Below are 17,576 nucleotides of genomic sequence, written 5' to 3' on the forward strand. Positions count from 1 at the left end.
ATTAATGAATCTGATCTAATTGAAGGATATTAAAAAGTTCAATACACGGTTGAACATTCAAGGCGTGTTGATTAAGTTCAGTCACAACTTTCATGGGACTTAGGGCATTACAGAAAAACAGGCTTTCAAATTTTGCAATGTCATCCAGATCGATAAAACGCTGTTCGCATTGAATGCCATGCTGCTGCATCCGGGACAAAATTTCCGCCCGCATCACCCCATGCACGCCATTATAGCGAAGTTCCGGTGTAACCCATGTATTGTTTAAACGAATGAAACAATTACTGCTTACTCCTTCAACAACCGTCCCTTGTACATCGGTCACCAAAGCTTCATTCCATCCGCGCTGATCGGCTTCATGTTTCAACAGGACCTGTTCCAGACGGTTCAGGCTTTTTAAGCCGACCAGATTGGGCATGCTCAAGCCCAATGCCTGTTGTAGCACCCCGGATTTAATTTTCTCTATCTGAAAATCATCCACTGCTTGGGGATAAAAAAACACCCAGACATCGGCCGGATGATCTGGCAGGCTATAGCCGCGCTGCCCCTCTCCGCGACTGATGATGATTTTCAATGTGCCATTGACTTGCAAAAATTGCTGCTGCAACACAGCCAAAGTTTTTTCAATGCAGCTTAAATCTGCCTGCAGCATCAGCCGCTCACAACTTAACTGTAACCGCGACTTATGCAAATTTTCGAGTTCCATTTTGCCATGCCGAACACGTGCTGTAGTGAAACAGCCATCTCCGTAATGAAAGGCACGGTCCTGTAATGACACTTCATTTATTTCCCGTGCATTCTTAAAACATGGCATAACAAATATCCTGCAAATGATGACCTAGTTTAAAAATAGTGGCGCTGAATTGATAGCTTTTTTATTCATATCAAATTCGTTTCTTATTATTTTTTCAACAAAAAAGATGACGCTATGCTTGGCTCCGTTACAAAACATTAATAATTCAAAGGATAGCAAAATGCGCTCACTAAAAATCGGGGTTTTAGCAGCTCTTATTTCAGCAACGTCTTTTACTGCACTGGCAAAAGACTTTTTAAACGTTTCCTATGATCCAACGCGTGAATTGTATGAAAACTACAATAAAGAGTTTGCTGCATACTGGAAGAAAACCACAGGCCAAGATATTAATTTTAAACAGTCACACGGCGGTTCTGGCAAACAGGCACGTGCCGTGATTGATGGTCTGGGTGCCGATGTGGTGACGTTGGCACTTGCAGCAGATATCGATGCAATTGCAGCAAACTCAAATTTACTTCCAAAAGACTGGCAAAAAAAATTTCCAAATAACTCTACTCCCTATACCTCTACCATCGTCTTCCTTGTACATAAAGGCAACCCGAAAGGCATTAAAGACTGGGGCGATCTGGTCAAAAATAATGTCGGCATTATTACCCCAAACCCAAAAACCTCTGGTGGCGCCCGCTGGAATTATCTGGCAGCATGGGCTTGGGCGAAACATCAGCCAGGCGGTAACGATGCCAAAGCACAGGAGTTCGTACGTCAAATCTATAAGAACACCAAGGTCCTCGACTCTGGTGCACGCGGTGCAACCACGACATTTGCTGAACGTGGCATTGGAGATGTATTGCTGGCCTGGGAAAACGAAGCTCATTTAGCTATTCGTGAACAACCGGGCAAGTTTGAAATTATCACGCCGTCATTGTCTATTTTGGCTGAACCACCCGTTGCTATTGTAGAAAAGAATGCCCAAAAAGACGGCAACCTGAATTTAGCTAAAGCCTACTTAAATTACCTGTATTCACCTGCAGGTCAAAAGATTGCTGCCAGTAACTTCTACCGTCCACGTAATGCAGTAGTATTGGCAAAATACAAATCCGTATTCAAACCACTGAAACTGGTCACCATTGATAAAGAATTTGGCGGATGGAGCAAAGTCCAAAAAGCACATTTTGAAAATGGCGGCGTATTTGACCAGATTGTGAAAGCCAATAGCACCAAATAATCTTAGCCAATCACCCTAAGCATCAGTTTTATGCATAAAGCTGGTGCTTATTTTATAAACCCAACCCTTTTATCTTTTTTATTCATATTAAATTCATTTTTTATTATTTTTTATGCATAAAGAATAGGACTATTCTGTACTCCTGTAATGAAACACATTAAGAATATTGAGGTTCGCATGAGCATTTCGGCAAAATTGAAACTTGGGGTTTTAGCGGCAGTTATATCGACCATTTCTTTAGGTGCTGCAGCGAAAGATTTTCTCAATGTCTCTTATGACCCAACACGCGAACTGTATGAAAGCGTGAACAAGGATTTCAGCAAATACTGGGAAAGCCGTACCGGACAGAAAATCAATTTCAAGCAGTCTCATGGCGGTTCAGGCAAACAGGCTCGTGCGGTGATTGATGGTCTGGATGCCGATGTGGTGACTTTAGCCCTTTCCGCCGACATTGATGTGATTGCGGAAAAAACCAGACAGTTACCTGCAGACTGGCAAAAGAAGCTGCCGCACAACTCGACACCCTATACCTCTACCATCGTATTTTTAGTGCGTAAAGGCAATCCGAAACAGATTAAGGACTGGGGTGATCTGGTTAAACCAGGTGTAGACATCATTACCCCAAACCCTAAAACGTCTGGCGGCGCACGCTGGAACTATCTGGCGGCATGGGCCTGGGCAAAACACCAAGCGGGTGGCAACGACAAAACTGCACAGGAATTTGTACGTAAAATTTATAAAAACACCAAGGTTCTCGATTCTGGCGCACGCGGTTCAACCACAACATTTGCAGAACGTGGCATTGGTGATGTGCTGCTGGCTTGGGAAAACGAAGCTCACTTAGCCCTTCGTGAACAACCAGGTAAGTTTGAAATTATCACACCATCTTTGTCTATTTTGGCTGAGCCACCCGTGGCGATTGTCGAAAAAAATGCAGAGAAAAAAGGCAACAAATATCTCGCTCAAGGCTACTTGAACTTCCTTTACTCGCCACGCGGCCAGCAACTTGCGGCTGAGAACTTTTATCGTCCACGCAACGCAAAAACACTGGCGCAATACAGCAAGGTATTCAAGCCATTAAAACTGATCAGCATCGATCAGGAATTTGGCGGCTGGAATAAAGTTCAAAAAGCGCACTTTGAAAATGGCGGCGTATTTGACCAGATTGTTAAAGCCAATAATGCAAAATAACAGTATTCGATAGACAGGAGCATCGACATGATTCATACCGTAATTGTTCCGGGCGTAGGTGGCAGTGAGCCTGCCCACTGGCAGTCATGGCTACAACGACAGCTCATGTCATGCTCCCGTGTGCAGCAACAGGACTGGAACACGCCTGTGTTACAAAACTGGGTTGCCGAGTTTGTAAAGACCGTGGCACCTATTCAAGGCAGCATCCAGATTGTGGCGCATAGTTTTGGCTGTTTAACCACAGTGGCAGCTTTAGCCCAGCATCCGGAACTCAATCAAAAAATTAAAAATTTGATTCTGGTTGCACCAGCCAACCCTGCCCGTTTTGGTGAAGCCGGTTTTTCACGTGATAGCCAGCAAGATTATCAACGCTATTTTCATCAGCTGAAAATTGCGGTGCCAACCACTTTACTGATCAGTGAAAATGATCCCTGGTTAAATTTTGAAGATGCCCAGCAACTTGCAAAGGCGTGGAAACTTAATCCGGTTAATCTGGGTCAGGTTGGACATATTAATGTTGCTTCCGGTTTTGGGCCTTTTCCTGAAATTTTTGATTATCTGATTTCAGAAAATGTGCTGCAAAATATCAATTTTACTGATGACAGCAAGTGCTTTTTTAAATTTGCAATTTAAACCCTGCAAATTATGCTTGTGCCGAATTAAACTTTTATTTTCGCTGACTTTATTGGTCAGTATTCGCTCTTTTTAAGGAATCATCATGTCGCAGCGATCCCGAGTGCTGCCAGGATTTGGTCTTTCTCTAGGCTTTACCCTAGCGTATCTGTCATTAATTGTTCTTATTCCTCTATCTGCGGTGTTTATCAAATCGCTAGGTATAGGCTGGGACGGTTTATGGGAAATTTTAAGTTCAGAACGTATCTTGAAATCCTTGCAGTTAAGTTTTAGTGCTGCTCTATTTGCAGCCTTAATCAATGTCGTGTTTGGCTTGTTACTGGCATGGTGTCTGGTCCGCTACAGTTTTCCCGGTAAACGCATTGTTGATGCTTTGGTCGATTTGCCCTTTGCCCTGCCGACAGCTGTGGCGGGTATTGCCTTAACCTCGTTATATGCACCGACTGGCTGGATTGGCCAGTATCTGGAACCGATGGGAATTAAAGTAGCCTACACCCCGATCGGGATTACGCTGGCGCTGATTTTTATTGGCTTGCCTTTCGTGGTACGTACCGTACAGCCTGTACTGAGTGACCTTGAAACCGAACTTGAAGAAGCGGCTTCTGCTCTGGGTGCCAACCGTTTTCAGATTGTCACAAAAATTATCCTGCCAATTCTGTTTCCAGCGCTACTGACCGGTTTTGCCCTGGCCTTTGCACGCGGTGTAGGTGAATATGGTTCCGTGATTTTCATTGCCGGTAACCAGCCGTTTGAAACTGAAATTGCGCCCCTGATGATTATTTCCCGTCTGGAAGAATATGACTATGCCGGTGCAACCACCATTGCCGTGGTCATGTTAGTACTGTCTTTTGCCATCTTGTTCCTGATTAACTTGTTACAAGCTTGGGCAAGCAAACGTACCGGGAGAACTGCACGATGAGTTTAATCACCAATAGCAATGCCTTAGCCGAGAAATTACAGTCTCGCGATGCAACGCGTGAACCAGCCTGGGTTCGCTATTTACTGCTGACCATTGCCCTGATTTTCTTTTTAAGCTGTCTAATTCTGCCCTTAATTCTGGTCTTTGTGGAAGCATTTAAACAGGGGGTTGGGGTTTATTTTCAGGCACTGGTGCATCCAGATACCTTGTCTGCCGTGAAACTGACCTTATTGACTGCCGCAATTGCCGTGCCATTAAATGTGGTGTTTGGCGTAGCAGCCGCATGGTCTGTAGCAAAATTCAATTTCCGTGGCAAATCCATTTTAACCACCATTATTGATATCCCTTTCTCGGTTTCACCTGTGATCGCAGGCATGATGTTAGTACTGATTTTCGGCACCCAAGGCTGGCTTGGCGGCTGGCTGATGGATCATGACATTAAAATCCTGTATGCCGTTCCTGCTATTGTGTTGGCAACCGTGTTTATTACTGTGCCATTTGTAGCGCGTGAACTGATTCCTTTGATGGAAGCACAAGGGACAGAGGAAGAAGAAGCTGCAATTGTGCTGGGTGCTTCAGGTTGGCAAACCTTCTGGAAAGTGACCTTACCCAACATTAAATGGGGTCTGATTTACGGAGTGATTCTGTGTAATGCCCGTGCCATGGGTGAATTCGGTGCTGTATCGGTAGTATCAGGTCACATTCGTGGCGAAACCAACACCCTGCCGCTACATGTAGAAATCCTTTATAACGAATATACCTTTAGTGCGGCGTTTGCGGTGTCATCGCTTCTGGCGTTACTGGCGATTGTGACCCTGATTTTGAAAACATGGGTAGAAGTGCGCCAGGAAAAACAAAACAAACGTAATGACGATTCAACAGTTTCTTAAGGAATGACATCATGAGTATTCAAGTTAAAAATATTGAAAAACACTTTGGTGCATTCCATGCACTTAAAAATATTTCGCTGGATTTTCCAGATGGTCAGCTGGTGGCATTACTCGGCCCATCTGGCTGCGGTAAGACCACTCTGCTGCGTATTATCGCAGGACTGGAATCGGCTGATGGCGGTCAGGTGATTCTTGAAGGCGAAGATGCGACCAATGTGCATGTACGTGAACGTGAAGTCGGTTTTGTATTCCAGCATTATGCGCTGTTCCGTCATATGACCGTATTTGACAACATTGCCTTTGGATTGCGTGTGCGCCCGCGCTCAACCCGACCATCGGAAGCGGAAATTAAAAAACGTGTCACCCGTCTGCTTGATCTGGTGCAATTGGGCTTTCTGGCTGACCGTTATCCTGCACAGCTCTCGGGCGGGCAACGTCAGCGTATTGCCCTGGCACGCGCCTTAGCGGTTGAACCTCGCGTATTATTGCTGGATGAACCTTTTGGCGCACTGGATGCCAAAGTGCGTAAAGAACTGCGTCGCTGGTTACGTACTTTGCATGATGAATTGCATATCACCTCGATTTTCGTGACCCATGACCAGGAAGAAGCTTTGGAAGTGGCCGATCAAATCGTGGTCATGAACAAAGGTAATGTTGAACAGATCGGTTCACCGCGTGAAGTTTACGAAAAACCGGCAACGCCATTTGTATTCGACTTCCTGGGCCAGGCCAACCGTTTCGAAGGTCAAAACCAGCAAGGCATTATCCAGATTGGGGATGACCGTCTGCAACTGCCGCAGGTGAAAGATGCTCCACAAGGTAATGTGATTGCCTTTGCCCGTCCAAATGAACTGCGTATTCATGCCACTCCGCAAGAAAATGCCATTCAGGCGACTTTCCTGCGTGAAATCTGGATTGCCGGCAAAGTCATTGCTGAGCTTCAAGACCGCCAAGGCAATTTAATTGAAATTGCGCTTAATTCGGATGAAGCGAAGTTGCATCAGTTCAAACCAAATCAAACAGTGTGGTTAAGTCCAACGGCATTGCATCTATTTGCCAATGACGTCGCTTAAAAACCAATAGATGGGGCAAAAACAGCCCCATCCTCTTTAGGGTATACAGAATTATGAATTTCCAACAATTAAGAATTATTCGGGAAACTGTTAGACAAAACTTTAATTTAACCGAAGCTTCGGCAGCACTTTATACCTCGCAATCTGGCGTAAGTAAGCACATTAAAGATTTAGAAGATGAACTGGGCGTACAGCTGTTTATCCGTAAAGGGAAACGTTTACTGGGACTGACCGAACCTGGCCAGTCTTTACTCGGGATTGTGGAACGCATGCTGGTAGATGCCGACAATATTAAACGTCTGGCAGATGACTTTAACCGCGTCGATGAAGGTACGCTGACCATTGCAACCACGCATACCCAAGCGCGTTATGTATTACCGCCGATTGTGAACCAGTTCAAAAAAGAATTCCCCAAAGTTCATTTGATTCTGCAACAGGCCAGCCCGGTTGAAATTACCGAAATGTTGCTGCAAGGTGAAGCGGATATTGGTATTGCCACCGAGTCTCTGACCACGGAAGAAAATCTGGCCAGCGTACCTTATTATAATTGGCAGCACAGTATTATTACTCCGCAAAACCATGCGCTTGCCAATAAAGCAGACATCACCCTGGAAGATTTGGCGCAATATCCGATTATTACCTACCATGGCGGTTTCACAGGTCGCTCTAAAATTGACAAGGCCTTTGAAGAGGCTGGCATTGACGTTGATATTGTGATGTCAGCACTGGATGCCGATGTCATCAAAACCTATGTCGAATTGAATATGGGGGTCGGTATTGTCAACAATGTCGCTTATGACGCTGAACGCGACTATCGCCTCAAACAGATTCAAACCGATATCTTCGGAGTAAATACCACCTGGATTGCGGTGCGCAAAGGCCATTTGCTGCGCGGTTATGGTTATGAGTTTATTTCACTCTGCTCGCCAGAAGCCGACATTAAGGCACTGAAAAAAGTGGCTTATCCCGAAGAATAAGCATTTCATGATTTTTTTAAAAAAGGGATATAAAAAATATCCCTTTTTTCATTCATTTTTCACGGCAAAGACTGATTCATAAAAATACTTTCAATTATTCAATTATTTAAATAAAAAAAATTCACACAAAACTTGCTCATTCCATACAAAATCACATACAGTAACCCTGTCCATAAAAAGAATTCTATTTCATGTGTGTATTCACACTTTATACAGACATTGACATAACGAAAAAAATTGAATGGGGATATCCATGAAAGCAGCGGCATTTGGCATCAGTATTTGCATTTTCATGCCTGGCGATCTCTATGCTTCGGCACTGGAAAGCTCTAGCCAATCCATCGCCTCTTTTTTACAGCCGCATCATTATGCCGAGCTCTCAACTGCTATTGTAGATGCCAATATTTCAGGCAAAACGCTTCGACCAGATGCAAATAATCCCTCCACATTTACTGAAATTTCTACCCCCAATTTTACGGATTCCTTTTATATTTCAAATGCGGCATTTAAATTACAATTACACCCTCACTGGTCTTTGGGGCTAATTTACGATCAGCCTTTTGCTACAGATATCGGCTACGCGCTAGAACCTGTCGTCACCAGTCCTGCCGATTTAGTCAATGCCGTACATTTCCAACTGGACACCCATAATTTAACCGCCCTTATCGGTTATCAGCCCAATCCATCCTGGAATTTTTATACGGGTTTAAGTTATCAAACCCTGGACATGGAGCTGAAAATTTCAGGACAATCGATGGGAATACTGGCTGATTATATGGCAACTACGGATCAAGACCCGGCTGTAGGCTGGTTAACAGGCATCAGTTATGAAATACCCGAATATGCGCTGAAGACTTCTCTCACCTATCGTTCCAGGATTCAGCATAAACCGCAATTTCATGAACAGACCTCATCTACACCTGAAATTTCCATCTTGAATTTAACGTCTACACAGCACATCAGCATCGACACACCGCAGTCCATAAACCTGGAGTTTCAATCCGGGATTACGCCACGGAATATCGTGTATAGCACGTTGCGTTGGGTAAATTGGAAAAAATTCAAAATGATATCCCCCCTGATGAGTTCAGCTGAGCCTGTACCAGTCAATTTGGTGGATTATCAGAAAAATCAGCTTTCCACCACCCTGGGAGTTGCCCATGTTTTCAATGAACAATGGACTACGGCTCTGGATATAGGATTCGATTCAGGTATTGGCAATCCAGCCTCCACCTTAAGCCCTTCGGATGATTACTACAGTTTTGGGGTTGGCGGTTTTTATCATATGCGCTCTAATTTATTTATTGCTGGGGGCATCAAATATTTTAGACTCAACAAAGCCAAAGTTGAACAAAATCAGGCAGGTTCAGGCAGTCTGTTTGGTGTGTTATCTTCGGTAAATCATAACAAGATTATTGCTTATGGCCTGAAGCTCGGTTACCGCTTTTAATTAAAATGGTTTCATTTTAAAAAATAAAAAACGGGCCGAAGCCCGTTTTTTAGATGCTAATATTTTATTACCAATGATAGCTTACACCTATTTTACCGACAGGAAGCCATTTGTGTTTGTCATCAGTCGCAATTTTGGCTTCGTCGGCTGCAATGTTGTCAACCAATGAGCCGCGTGTTGGGTTATCGGCCGCACCGCCACTAACTAACTGCAAGTTGACATCCGGGTTATCTGCATAGTAAGCGCCGACTTCACCAAACACGCCCCAGTTTTTATTAATCTTAGGCGCCCATCCAAAGCCTAAATAGGGAGCGATGTCATTTTTGTAGTCCATGTTACCTCTAATATGAGCGCCATCTGGACCTGCGACAAAGTCTGTATGGTTAATGGTAAAACCTTCTCCCGCATTTACACGGCGATCAAGTTCATACTCATTGTCTAAATAGGCTACACCAGCGGCCATATATAAACCTTGCACCCATCTATTTTCACTTGCGCCCCAAGGGCGAATTTCAGCATTTAAATAGGTATTTTTATTCTCCATATCAATGTCATAGTCTGAGCCATTGACCGAGATATCATCAGACCAAGAGATATCACCACCATTATAACCTAGCGCCAAACCTACATAGGGGTTTGCAGTCCACAGTAATGCACCACCATAACCGGTTGTACCTACTTCAGCACGAACGCCAGTTGGAATCAGCTGGTTACGTTCAAAGGCATAGCCGTCTTGTACTACTGCTTCATCAGCTGCCATGGCTGTTCCAGCAATAGAGGTCAAAACAGATACTGCTAAAAGCTTAGCTAAAGTTTTCATTGTAGATCTCCTCAAAAAAGTTTCTATTTCATCATTAGTGCTTTTCTATCTAATAGTTAAAACTATAAAATATTAATTGCTTAACTTTTATTCGAAATTTGCTTAGTTTTTGTTATTTTTTGATACATTTTCTATTTGTTTTTGATTATTAACCTATTTTTTGTTTACTTAATCTCAATCGTCAATTTTTGTCCGATTTTGCTCCTCTTTCATAAGAAATTCCGATCCAAAGCCACTTTTTCATCTATTTCTGTCTCAATATAGTGTAAAATCTTGAAAAATTTTTTCTGGAAGGAAGATCATGTCTCAGCTTTCAACAATCATTGAACAGGCTTTTGAAGACCGTGCGAATTTCACAGCAGCAGATTGCCCTGCTGAAATCCGTCAAGCAGTTGAGGAAGTCATTGCTGGCCTGGACAATGGTACTTTACGTGTTGCTGAAAAAATCGAGGGTGAATGGGTTGTTCATCAATGGATTAAGAAAGCGGTATTGTTATCATTTAAATTAAACGACAACAAACCAATGGAAGCTTGTGATCTTCGTTTCTATGACAAAGTTGATACTAAATTTGGCGATTGGACTGAAGAACAGTTTAAAGCTGCAGGTGTACGTGTAGTACCTCCTGCTGTAGCCCGTAAAGGTTCATTCCAGGCGAAAAATGTGGTCTTGATGCCTTCTTATGTGAACATTGGTGCTTATGTGGATGAAGGTACCATGGTTGATACATGGGCAACTGTGGGTTCATGTGCGCAAATTGGTAAAAACGTTCACTTGTCTGGTGGTGTAGGCATTGGTGGCGTGCTTGAACCGCTTCAAGCGAACCCAACCATTATTGAAGACAACTGCTTCATCGGTGCTCGTTCTGAAATTGTTGAAGGCGTGATTGTTGAAGAAGGTTCTGTCATTTCAATGGGCGTATTCATTGGTCAATCTACCAAGATTTATGACCGTGAAACTGGCGAGATCCATTACGGCCGCGTTCCTGCAGGTTCGGTGGTTGTTTCTGGTAGCCTTCCATCTAAATGCGGTAAATACAGCCTGTACGCAGCTGTGATCGTGAAAAAAGTAGATGCGAAAACCCGTGCAAAAACTAGCTTGAACGATTTATTGCGCGAAGACTAAGATGTAGTCTGCTGCGGAACATTGATTGTTCCCCGGAGCTTCAACCGCTCCTCGTCTCTACGGTTAGCAATAGCCGTAGGGATTTTTATTTTTATACTGTGTTATTTATCCTGAGCTGGATTATGTTGTTATGAGTACTCTTCGATCTTCCGCTATTCCTGTTACCGATCCGTCTGCGGGGTTACGTATTACGGAGATTTTCTATTCATTACAAGGTGAAGCCAATGCTGCAGGATTGCCGACCGTATTTATCCGTTTAACCGGTTGCCCTTTACGTTGTACTTATTGCGATACCACTTATTCTTTTGAAGGTGGCGAACGCCAATCCCTGGATGACATTATTCAGACCGCACTGGATTTTAAAACACCCTATATTTGTGTGACCGGTGGTGAACCACTGGCACAGCCGAATGCCCTGCCTTTAATGCAGCGTTTAGCTGACCTGGGCTGTGAAGTGTCTTTAGAGACCAGTGGTGCACTCGATGTATCTAAAGTCGATCCGCGAGTTTCCAAAGTACTGGATTTTAAAACGCCAACTTCTGGAGAAGTTGCACGAAATTTGCTTAGCAATCTCGATCATTTAACCCCGCATGATCAAATCAAGTTTGTGATTTGTAACCGTGAAGACTATGAATGGTCAAAACAGCAGGTTGAACAATTCAAACTTGCCGATAAAGTCAGTACCGTGTGGTTCTCGCCTGCTTTTGCGGTAGAAAAAGGTGCGGTGAAATTACCCCAACTGGCACGTGATTTGGCTCAATGGATTTTAGATGATCATCTCCCGGTCCGTTTCCAGCTGCAATTACATAAATTGCTCTGGAATGATGAAACTGGTCGTTAATCCATTGTTATTTTGACTTATTTTTTGGAGATTTGAATATGCGCCCTCGTGCCATAGTTTTATTATCTGGCGGCTTAGACTCAACGACTTGTTTGGCTTGGGCGCAAGCACGTTATGAATGTATTGCTTTAAGTTTCATGTATGGTCAGCGTTCAACCACTGAACTGGATGCCGCTCGAGCATTAACCCAGCGTGCTGGTGTAGAACACCGGGTGATTAATATCGATTTAGGTAACCTGGGCGGTTCCGCATTAACAGACCATAACATTGACGTACCAGAACATGAACAAGAAGGTATTCCTGTAACTTATGTTCCAGCACGTAACACAATATTTCTGTCGTATGCGCTCGCAGCGGCGGAAGTTTTTGGTGCAGAAGCCATTGTAATTGGCATCAATGCCGTTGATTATTCAGGTTATCCGGACTGTCGCCCTGAATTTATTGAAGCTTTTGCCAACATGGCGCGCCTGGCAACCAAGGTTGGTGTAGAAGGAAAACCTCTTAAATTTGAAACACCTTTGTTACATTTATCCAAAGCAAATATCATTCGCTTAGGTATAGAACATGGCGTAGACTATAGTCAAACGGTGTCTTGCTACCAAGCAGACGACCAAGGACGTGCTTGTGGTAAATGCGATAGTTGCCGCTTACGTAAACAGGGTTTTGCTGATGCGGGTATCGCCGATCCGACACGTTATATACCGTCATAACAGGGTACAGTACATGAAAAATTTGAAGTCAAACATTATTCTTTCTACATTGGTTTCTGCAGTCGCATTGATGGCGACTGCTGCAAATGCAGCCGAAACAAACAAGCTTCAGGAAGCTTATAAAAGCACCAATGTAAAATCTGCTTTAATTAATGTTTGTAAGGAAGAAACTGCAAAAGGCAAAAAACTTACTTCTGCTGAAGTAAGCAAATACTGTACGTGTGCAGTGGAAGCGGATGGCCGTTTAACAAATGCACAAAAATGGGAAATCCAAAGTACCATTAACCAGAAGAAAAGTCCTGCGACTTTAGCTTTTGTGCAAAAACAAAATAAAGATTTACAAGCGTGTTTTGGTCCACAATTGACAGGCAAACTCAAAAGCTTGACTGAAGAAGCCATGAAATCTGCTCAACAAAAGAAATAATCGCTTTAGGTTGAAGAAAAGCCTGCATCGTTGCAGGCTTTTTTATGGGTAAAATTACCTTCCCGAGTTCAGCATAAACCTCGTTAAATTCGCTATCATGGCAGCATAAATTTACCATTCATATGACAATTTAACTTTATAAGGATGAACGCATGTCTGCTATTACGCTGCCTAATCAAGCCTTCCCGACCACAACCGGTGAAATTAACCTGACTGAAATTCCTACAGAATGGCTGATTGTGTATTTTTATCCTAAAGATTCTACTCCGGGCTGTACTACACAGGCGATCGGTTTCTCGTGTTTAAAAGATCAATTTGATGCCTTAAATAGCACCATTTTGGGTATTTCACGTGATTCGGTAAAAGCGCATCAGAACTTTACCGAAAAGCAGAAGCTGAGCATTAACCTGATCAGTGACAAAGAAGAAGTACTGTGCAATCTTTTCGACGTGATTAAAGAAAAGAACATGTATGGCAAACAGGTGATGGGCATTGAGCGCTCCACCTTTATTTTCCATAACGGCAAACTGGTCAAAGAATATCGCAAGGTCAAGGCTGCAGGACATGCCGAACAGGTCCTTGAAGATTTAAAAACCCTGCAAGCAGCCTAATTTCTTTTGATAAAAAGGCATGATTTAAACCAGAAATAGGATGACTCATGCCTTTTTCTTTTGGCCTGCTCTTTTACATTTTCCTTAGTTCAATAAAGAAATGGCAATGGACCACATCACACCGCCAATCACTATATCCAATATTTTCCAGGCTTTGGGACGTTGAAAAATCGGTTGCAAATAACGTGCTGCATAGCCCAAGCTAAAAAAGAACAGGAATGATGCACTGATTGCTCCCAAGGCAAAATACAGTTGCGTGTCTGGATATTGGGTCGAGATCGAGCCCAATAACACCACCGTATCCAGGTACACATGCGGATTCAGCCAGGTCAAGCCTAAACAGATGAACAAGACCTTGCCCAAAGAAGGGACTTCGGTTGAACTGATTTCTAAATGCTGCTCGTCTTTCCAGGCCTGATAAAAATGCTGGGCACCATAGAGCAATAAGAAAGTTGCACCCAAATACCTGGCAATATTCAGCCAATGCGGATGTAACGTGACCAGCTCTGAAAAGCCCAGCACTCCGGATGAAATCAATATCGCATCAGACAAGGCACAACACAGGCAAATGGCAAAGACGTGTTGCTGCTTTAAACCCTGTTTCAGCACAAACGCATTTTGTGCGCCAATCGGTACAATCAGACTTAAAGCCATGGCAAAACCATGTAAAGCACTATTTAACATAGGTATTAAAACGTTAAGGTCATTCAAAAAACATGTTTTGAATTATCCCAGTTCAAACCACAAATTAAGTATAATTAAGAAAATATCAATTCAACTCAGTTTTTCTTAGGTTGTGCTGTATGCTTTCAAGTAAGTTCTGTGAAGCTTTTCTTGCCGTGGCTGAATCCGGCAGTTTTGATGCGGCTGCGCAGCGCCTGTGTATTACGGCATCTGCAGTCACCTTGAGGGTGCAGGCTTTGGAAAAAGATTTGGGACAGATTTTATTGCTGCGCGAACGCCCCTGTCGGGTCACTCAAGCTGGCCAACAGCTGTTAGAGCATTTACAGCATCAACGCCTACGTGAACAGAATCTGTTACAACAATTCATGGGTCAATCCAGCCAGCATGAGTTTCATCAATTCAGTATTGCCACCAACGCTGATTCTTTATCGACCTGGCTGCTCAAGGTCCTGCAAAGCACATTAATCGAGCATAACATTGCCCTGAAACTGTCTCTGGATGACCAGACCCAAACCCATCAGCTGCTTGAAACCGGTTTGGTCAATGCCTGCATCTCCACAGAATCCTCTGCCATGACGGGCTGTGAAGTGCATTATCTGGGGCAGATGACTTATCGTATGGTCGCCACACCTTCCTTTGTAGAAAGGTGGTTTAAAGATGGCATTCACCGCGATGCCTTAAGACATGCACCAGCCATTATTTTTAATGGTAAAGATCTGATGCATCATCAGGTAATCCTGAACTTGTTTGGATTAAATCAGCAAAGTTATCCGCATTTTTTTATTCCCTCCTCCACTGCATTTGTGGAAGCAGTGCATTTGGGTTTAGGCTTTGGTTTGGTGCCGGAATATCAGATTGGTGATGATCTGCAAAGTGGGAAACTGATTGAAATTATGCCAAATGCCAAAACCGAAATGAAACTGTATTGGCATCACTGGAAGCAGCAATCTGCACTGCTGCAACAATTGACAATTGATTTGCTGGAAAAGGCTCAACATCAGATGAATGAATAAAGACGCTGACAAAGCTGGTTTCAGATGGATATGTCGTTTTTATTTCATGTGCCATTGTCCAGATACTTCAATATTGACTTTTTCCCCGATCCCGCCGAAGGCTTTTTTCATGCCAAAATCACTACGTTTCACCACAGTTTTGGATTCCACATCCAAGCGTTGTGGATTGGCTGGATTGGGTTGCAAGGAAGTGTCCAGAATCACCGGCCGGGTGATACCGCGCAAGGTCAGATCCCCTTTAATCTTGTATTGATGATTTCCCAAAGCAATAAATTCACGACTGTTAAAAGTCGCGGTGGGGTATTTCTCTGCATAAAATAAATCTTCACCCATCATCATATTTTTCAGTGAAGGTTTGCTCAAACTTAGGCTATTTACTTGCATGACAAACTGTGCCGAGGCATTCTGAGGTGCTGCCGGATCAAAGCTCATACTGGACTGAACCTGACCAAACTTGGCTTTTACGGTTGAAAAGCCCATCGACTTCACTTCAAAGCCCACATAGGTTTGAGGAGTTAGTGTCCATTCCTGTGCATTGACCTGTGTGACAATACCCAGAGGGATTAGCCCGAGAATCAGGATACGTTGCAATGTGGTTGGAATATTCATCTTATCCACTCCTGGGTCGCTGCAATTACTTGCCTCGACCTAGTAGCTTACTGAAGATTATTCCAGATTGGTTTTATCTTGGGTCAGGTATTTGTGCTGCAATTGTTGGTAAGTCGAAGTTTTTTGAAATTTGTGTAAAAACTCGCTGGTGCCCAGCGGAAAAGCGGATTCGATAATTTCACCACGGTAATACGCTTCACGTAGCGGGGTTGCTGAAATGGCCCCCACCAGGCTTTCCAGTTCCACCATCTCCCATTCCGGGAACAGCTTCAGATAATAAGAAGATTCATCTTTAAAATGACCGATCAAGCCGATTTTGGCTTCTGGTTCAGCAACTTCCGTCACCAGAGATTTAACCAGTTGTTGCCATTTCTGATCGTCATAGACATCAATGACATGCACAAACTTGATCCGCTGCTGGTCCGCTTCTGAAAAATTGGACAAGATCATCTGTTCACGTTCCGCAGCACTAAACGGATTTTTAATATTACGTTCATTTTGTGCTGAACCTAAGGCCAAAATCACCTGTTGGCTGTGTTGCAAGGCTATCTTAATCGTTTGCATATGTGCCAGATGAAAAGGCTGGAAGCGACCAATGAAAACCAGATAATCAAATGTATAGTTCATAACAGATCAAGTTTTTTATGACTCGTGAGTTGTGCCGCTAAAATAAATATGCGACATAATAAACGCCATAAAATCAAATTAAGTTTTAAAGCAAGGATAGTACGATGACACTGAGCTGTATTCAACAACCACATCAACATTTAAATGCGAATTTAGACAATGGCGTACTGACCTTAGCCATTCATCGTCCTGAAGCTAAAAATGCGTTATATGGCGAGCTGTATTTAAAAATTGCCCAAGCCCTGGATGAAGCCGATCAGGATAAAGACGTTCGCGTGGTGATTTTGCGTGGTGAGAATGCCGATTTCAGTGCCGGCAATGACATGCAGGATTTCATGAAGTTCATTCAGACACCACTGGCAGGCAAAGCCGGTGATGCGCCTCCATTCGTGGTTTTAAAATCTGCTGCGAAATTTTCCAAGCCCTTGATTGCCGCTGTCCGTGGTGTTGCGATTGGCATTGGAGTAACGATTTTACTGCATGCCGACCTGGTTTATAGCGATTCTACTGCCCTGTTCCAGATTCCATTTGTCAGCCTTGGACTTTCTCCGGAAGGCGCTTCGAGCAAATTGCTGATTCAGCAAGCGGGATATCATAAAGCTGCCGAGCTGCTGTTTACTGCACAAAAATTCAACAGTGAAAAAGCCTTAAGTGCCGGCATTGTGAATAGCATTGAAGATGATGTGTATACAACTGCACTGAAACAGGCCCAGACTTTAGCAGCGCTGCCGCTCGCTTCAATCAAGCAAACCAAAGCCTTAATGAAACATAATCTGCAGGAAATTATTGATTGTATTGATGATGAAGCCGAGATCTTTATGAAGCGCGTCTCTTCACCGGAAATGGCTGAAGCGGTTGCTGCATTTATGCAAAAGCGTAAACCGGATTTCGCTCAATTTAATTAATTGAAAGATACATAAAAAACCACTGAGTAATTTACCCTTGCTTGGTGGTTTTTTCATTTCTACCCCAACATCAAGTAAAAATTGTTAAGGAACGCAC

Annotated in this window: 20 protein-coding genes; 15 read left to right on the top strand and 5 right to left on the bottom strand. The window is 43.4% G+C overall.

All coding sequences use genetic code 11. The features are described from left to right. Window position 1: 1 nt before the first annotated feature. Window positions 2-814: an aminodeoxychorismate lyase gene (pabC, locus tag BLP85_RS02745; RefSeq protein ID WP_092818602.1), complete on the bottom strand. Its 813-nt coding sequence runs from the start codon at window positions 812-814 to the stop codon at window positions 2-4. A gap of 160 nt (window positions 815-974) precedes the next feature. Between pabC and BLP85_RS02750 the strand changes: the two genes are divergently transcribed. From BLP85_RS02750 to BLP85_RS02785, 8 genes are all read left to right on the top strand, one after another. Beyond that, complete coding sequence (locus BLP85_RS02750; protein ID WP_092818603.1) at window positions 975-1,979, top strand: sulfate ABC transporter substrate-binding protein; 1,005 nt, start codon at window positions 975-977, stop codon at window positions 1,977-1,979. A 177-nt stretch (window positions 1,980-2,156) separates the two neighbouring features. After that, window positions 2,157-3,170, top strand: coding sequence for a sulfate ABC transporter substrate-binding protein (locus BLP85_RS02755; protein ID WP_092818604.1), 1,014 nt, complete (start codon window positions 2,157-2,159; stop codon window positions 3,168-3,170). A gap of 27 nt (window positions 3,171-3,197) precedes the next feature. Next, window positions 3,198-3,803 carry an alpha/beta hydrolase gene (locus tag BLP85_RS02760; protein WP_092818605.1) on the top strand — a complete coding sequence of 202 codons (606 nt, stop codon included), beginning with the start codon at window positions 3,198-3,200 and terminating at the stop codon, window positions 3,801-3,803. An 85-nt stretch (window positions 3,804-3,888) separates the two neighbouring features. Next, window positions 3,889-4,722: a sulfate ABC transporter permease subunit CysT gene (gene cysT, locus BLP85_RS02765; RefSeq protein ID WP_092818606.1), complete on the top strand. Its 834-nt coding sequence runs from the start codon at window positions 3,889-3,891 to the stop codon at window positions 4,720-4,722. Further along, window positions 4,719-5,612: a sulfate ABC transporter permease subunit CysW gene (gene cysW / locus BLP85_RS02770; RefSeq protein ID WP_092818607.1), complete on the top strand. Its 894-nt coding sequence runs from the start codon at window positions 4,719-4,721 to the stop codon at window positions 5,610-5,612. Before cysT ends, cysW begins: the two co-directional genes overlap by 4 nt. A gap of 11 nt (window positions 5,613-5,623) precedes the next feature. Then, on the top strand, window positions 5,624-6,685 hold the full coding sequence (locus tag BLP85_RS02775; protein WP_092818608.1) for a sulfate/molybdate ABC transporter ATP-binding protein: 1,062 nt from the start codon (window positions 5,624-5,626) through the stop codon (window positions 6,683-6,685). Window positions 6,686-6,738: 53 nt separating this feature from the next. Beyond that, the gene (locus BLP85_RS02780; RefSeq protein ID WP_092818609.1) at window positions 6,739-7,662 is read left to right on the top strand and encodes a CysB family HTH-type transcriptional regulator; all 924 of its coding nucleotides are present in this window, start codon (window positions 6,739-6,741) and stop codon (window positions 7,660-7,662) included. A gap of 253 nt (window positions 7,663-7,915) precedes the next feature. Then, complete coding sequence (locus BLP85_RS02785) at window positions 7,916-9,112, top strand: outer membrane protein transport protein (protein WP_171259621.1); 1,197 nt, start codon at window positions 7,916-7,918, stop codon at window positions 9,110-9,112. 67 nt (window positions 9,113-9,179) lie between these two features. Here the strand turns inward: BLP85_RS02785 and carO are convergent, their stop codons facing one another. Continuing rightward, window positions 9,180-9,932 carry an ornithine uptake porin CarO gene (carO, locus tag BLP85_RS02790; RefSeq protein ID WP_092818611.1) on the bottom strand — a complete coding sequence of 251 codons (753 nt, stop codon included), beginning with the start codon at window positions 9,930-9,932 and terminating at the stop codon, window positions 9,180-9,182. Window positions 9,933-10,233: 301 nt separating this feature from the next. On the opposite strand from carO, the gene dapD reads away from it, so the two are divergent. From dapD to BLP85_RS02815, 5 genes are all read left to right on the top strand, one after another. Then, window positions 10,234-11,055 (top strand): 2,3,4,5-tetrahydropyridine-2,6-dicarboxylate N-succinyltransferase, encoded by an 822-nt coding sequence (gene dapD / locus BLP85_RS02795; RefSeq protein WP_092818612.1) that lies wholly within the window; start codon window positions 10,234-10,236, stop codon window positions 11,053-11,055. A gap of 130 nt (window positions 11,056-11,185) precedes the next feature. Further along, window positions 11,186-11,896 (top strand): 7-carboxy-7-deazaguanine synthase QueE, encoded by a 711-nt coding sequence (gene queE, locus BLP85_RS02800; RefSeq protein ID WP_092818613.1) that lies wholly within the window; start codon window positions 11,186-11,188, stop codon window positions 11,894-11,896. 38 nt (window positions 11,897-11,934) lie between these two features. Continuing rightward, window positions 11,935-12,606 (top strand): 7-cyano-7-deazaguanine synthase QueC, encoded by a 672-nt coding sequence (queC, locus tag BLP85_RS02805; RefSeq protein ID WP_092818614.1) that lies wholly within the window; start codon window positions 11,935-11,937, stop codon window positions 12,604-12,606. 13 nt (window positions 12,607-12,619) lie between these two features. Further along, window positions 12,620-13,030: a hypothetical protein gene (locus BLP85_RS02810; RefSeq protein WP_092818615.1), complete on the top strand. Its 411-nt coding sequence runs from the start codon at window positions 12,620-12,622 to the stop codon at window positions 13,028-13,030. A 152-nt stretch (window positions 13,031-13,182) separates the two neighbouring features. Beyond that, complete coding sequence (locus tag BLP85_RS02815) at window positions 13,183-13,641, top strand: peroxiredoxin (RefSeq protein ID WP_092818616.1); 459 nt, start codon at window positions 13,183-13,185, stop codon at window positions 13,639-13,641. Window positions 13,642-13,725: 84 nt separating this feature from the next. Here BLP85_RS02815 and BLP85_RS02820 read toward each other — a convergent pair whose 3' ends face one another. Then, on the bottom strand, window positions 13,726-14,325 hold the full coding sequence (locus BLP85_RS02820) for a LysE/ArgO family amino acid transporter (protein ID WP_092818617.1): 600 nt from the start codon (window positions 14,323-14,325) through the stop codon (window positions 13,726-13,728). A gap of 119 nt (window positions 14,326-14,444) precedes the next feature. Here BLP85_RS02820 and BLP85_RS02825 point away from each other — a divergent pair, with 119 nt between their 5' ends. Further along, window positions 14,445-15,338 carry a LysR family transcriptional regulator ArgP gene (locus tag BLP85_RS02825; protein ID WP_092818618.1) on the top strand — a complete coding sequence of 298 codons (894 nt, stop codon included), beginning with the start codon at window positions 14,445-14,447 and terminating at the stop codon, window positions 15,336-15,338. Window positions 15,339-15,377: 39 nt separating this feature from the next. Here the strand turns inward: BLP85_RS02825 and BLP85_RS02830 are convergent, their stop codons facing one another. Together BLP85_RS02830 and BLP85_RS02835 are read right to left on the bottom strand one after the other, a co-directional pair. Further along, window positions 15,378-15,947 (bottom strand): YceI family protein, encoded by a 570-nt coding sequence (locus BLP85_RS02830; protein WP_092818619.1) that lies wholly within the window; start codon window positions 15,945-15,947, stop codon window positions 15,378-15,380. Window positions 15,948-16,004: 57 nt separating this feature from the next. Then, on the bottom strand, window positions 16,005-16,574 hold the full coding sequence (locus BLP85_RS02835) for a nicotinate-nicotinamide nucleotide adenylyltransferase (RefSeq protein ID WP_092818620.1): 570 nt from the start codon (window positions 16,572-16,574) through the stop codon (window positions 16,005-16,007). 104 nt (window positions 16,575-16,678) lie between these two features. Between BLP85_RS02835 and BLP85_RS02840 the strand changes: the two genes are divergently transcribed. Next, the gene (locus BLP85_RS02840) at window positions 16,679-17,479 is read left to right on the top strand and encodes an enoyl-CoA hydratase-related protein (protein WP_092818621.1); all 801 of its coding nucleotides are present in this window, start codon (window positions 16,679-16,681) and stop codon (window positions 17,477-17,479) included. Window positions 17,480-17,576 lie beyond the last annotated feature (97 nt).

The sequence above is a fragment of the Acinetobacter kookii genome (genome assembly GCF_900096895.1).
Lineage (GTDB): Bacteria > Pseudomonadota > Gammaproteobacteria > Pseudomonadales > Moraxellaceae > Acinetobacter > Acinetobacter kookii.

Bases quoted from the DNA above. Each gene is read 5' to 3' on its own strand.
- BLP85_RS02810 (WP_092818615.1), top strand. From the start codon at position 12,620: ATGAAAAATTTGAAGTCAAACATTATTCTTTCTACATTGGTTTCTGCA.
- BLP85_RS02830 (WP_092818619.1), bottom strand. From the start codon at position 15,947: ATGAATATTCCAACCACATTGCAACGTATCCTGATTCTCGGGCTAATC.
- BLP85_RS02760 (WP_092818605.1), top strand. From the start codon at position 3,198: ATGATTCATACCGTAATTGTTCCGGGCGTAGGTGGCAGTGAGCCTGCC.
- BLP85_RS02780 (WP_092818609.1), top strand. From the start codon at position 6,739: ATGAATTTCCAACAATTAAGAATTATTCGGGAAACTGTTAGACAAAAC.
- BLP85_RS02820 (WP_092818617.1), bottom strand. From the start codon at position 14,325: ATGTTAAATAGTGCTTTACATGGTTTTGCCATGGCTTTAAGTCTGATT.
- queE (WP_092818613.1), top strand. From the start codon at position 11,186: ATGAGTACTCTTCGATCTTCCGCTATTCCTGTTACCGATCCGTCTGCG.
- BLP85_RS02785 (WP_171259621.1), top strand. From the start codon at position 7,916: ATGAAAGCAGCGGCATTTGGCATCAGTATTTGCATTTTCATGCCTGGC.
- cysW (WP_092818607.1), top strand. From the start codon at position 4,719: ATGAGTTTAATCACCAATAGCAATGCCTTAGCCGAGAAATTACAGTCT.
- carO (WP_092818611.1), bottom strand. From the start codon at position 9,932: ATGAAAACTTTAGCTAAGCTTTTAGCAGTATCTGTTTTGACCTCTATT.
- pabC (WP_092818602.1), bottom strand. From the start codon at position 814: ATGCCATGTTTTAAGAATGCACGGGAAATAAATGAAGTGTCATTACAG.
- BLP85_RS02750 (WP_092818603.1), top strand. From the start codon at position 975: ATGCGCTCACTAAAAATCGGGGTTTTAGCAGCTCTTATTTCAGCAACG.
- dapD (WP_092818612.1), top strand. From the start codon at position 10,234: ATGTCTCAGCTTTCAACAATCATTGAACAGGCTTTTGAAGACCGTGCG.
- BLP85_RS02835 (WP_092818620.1), bottom strand. From the start codon at position 16,574: ATGAACTATACATTTGATTATCTGGTTTTCATTGGTCGCTTCCAGCCT.
- queC (WP_092818614.1), top strand. From the start codon at position 11,935: ATGCGCCCTCGTGCCATAGTTTTATTATCTGGCGGCTTAGACTCAACG.
- BLP85_RS02775 (WP_092818608.1), top strand. From the start codon at position 5,624: ATGAGTATTCAAGTTAAAAATATTGAAAAACACTTTGGTGCATTCCAT.
- BLP85_RS02825 (WP_092818618.1), top strand. From the start codon at position 14,445: ATGCTTTCAAGTAAGTTCTGTGAAGCTTTTCTTGCCGTGGCTGAATCC.
- BLP85_RS02815 (WP_092818616.1), top strand. From the start codon at position 13,183: ATGTCTGCTATTACGCTGCCTAATCAAGCCTTCCCGACCACAACCGGT.
- BLP85_RS02840 (WP_092818621.1), top strand. From the start codon at position 16,679: ATGACACTGAGCTGTATTCAACAACCACATCAACATTTAAATGCGAAT.
- BLP85_RS02755 (WP_092818604.1), top strand. From the start codon at position 2,157: ATGAGCATTTCGGCAAAATTGAAACTTGGGGTTTTAGCGGCAGTTATA.
- cysT (WP_092818606.1), top strand. From the start codon at position 3,889: ATGTCGCAGCGATCCCGAGTGCTGCCAGGATTTGGTCTTTCTCTAGGC.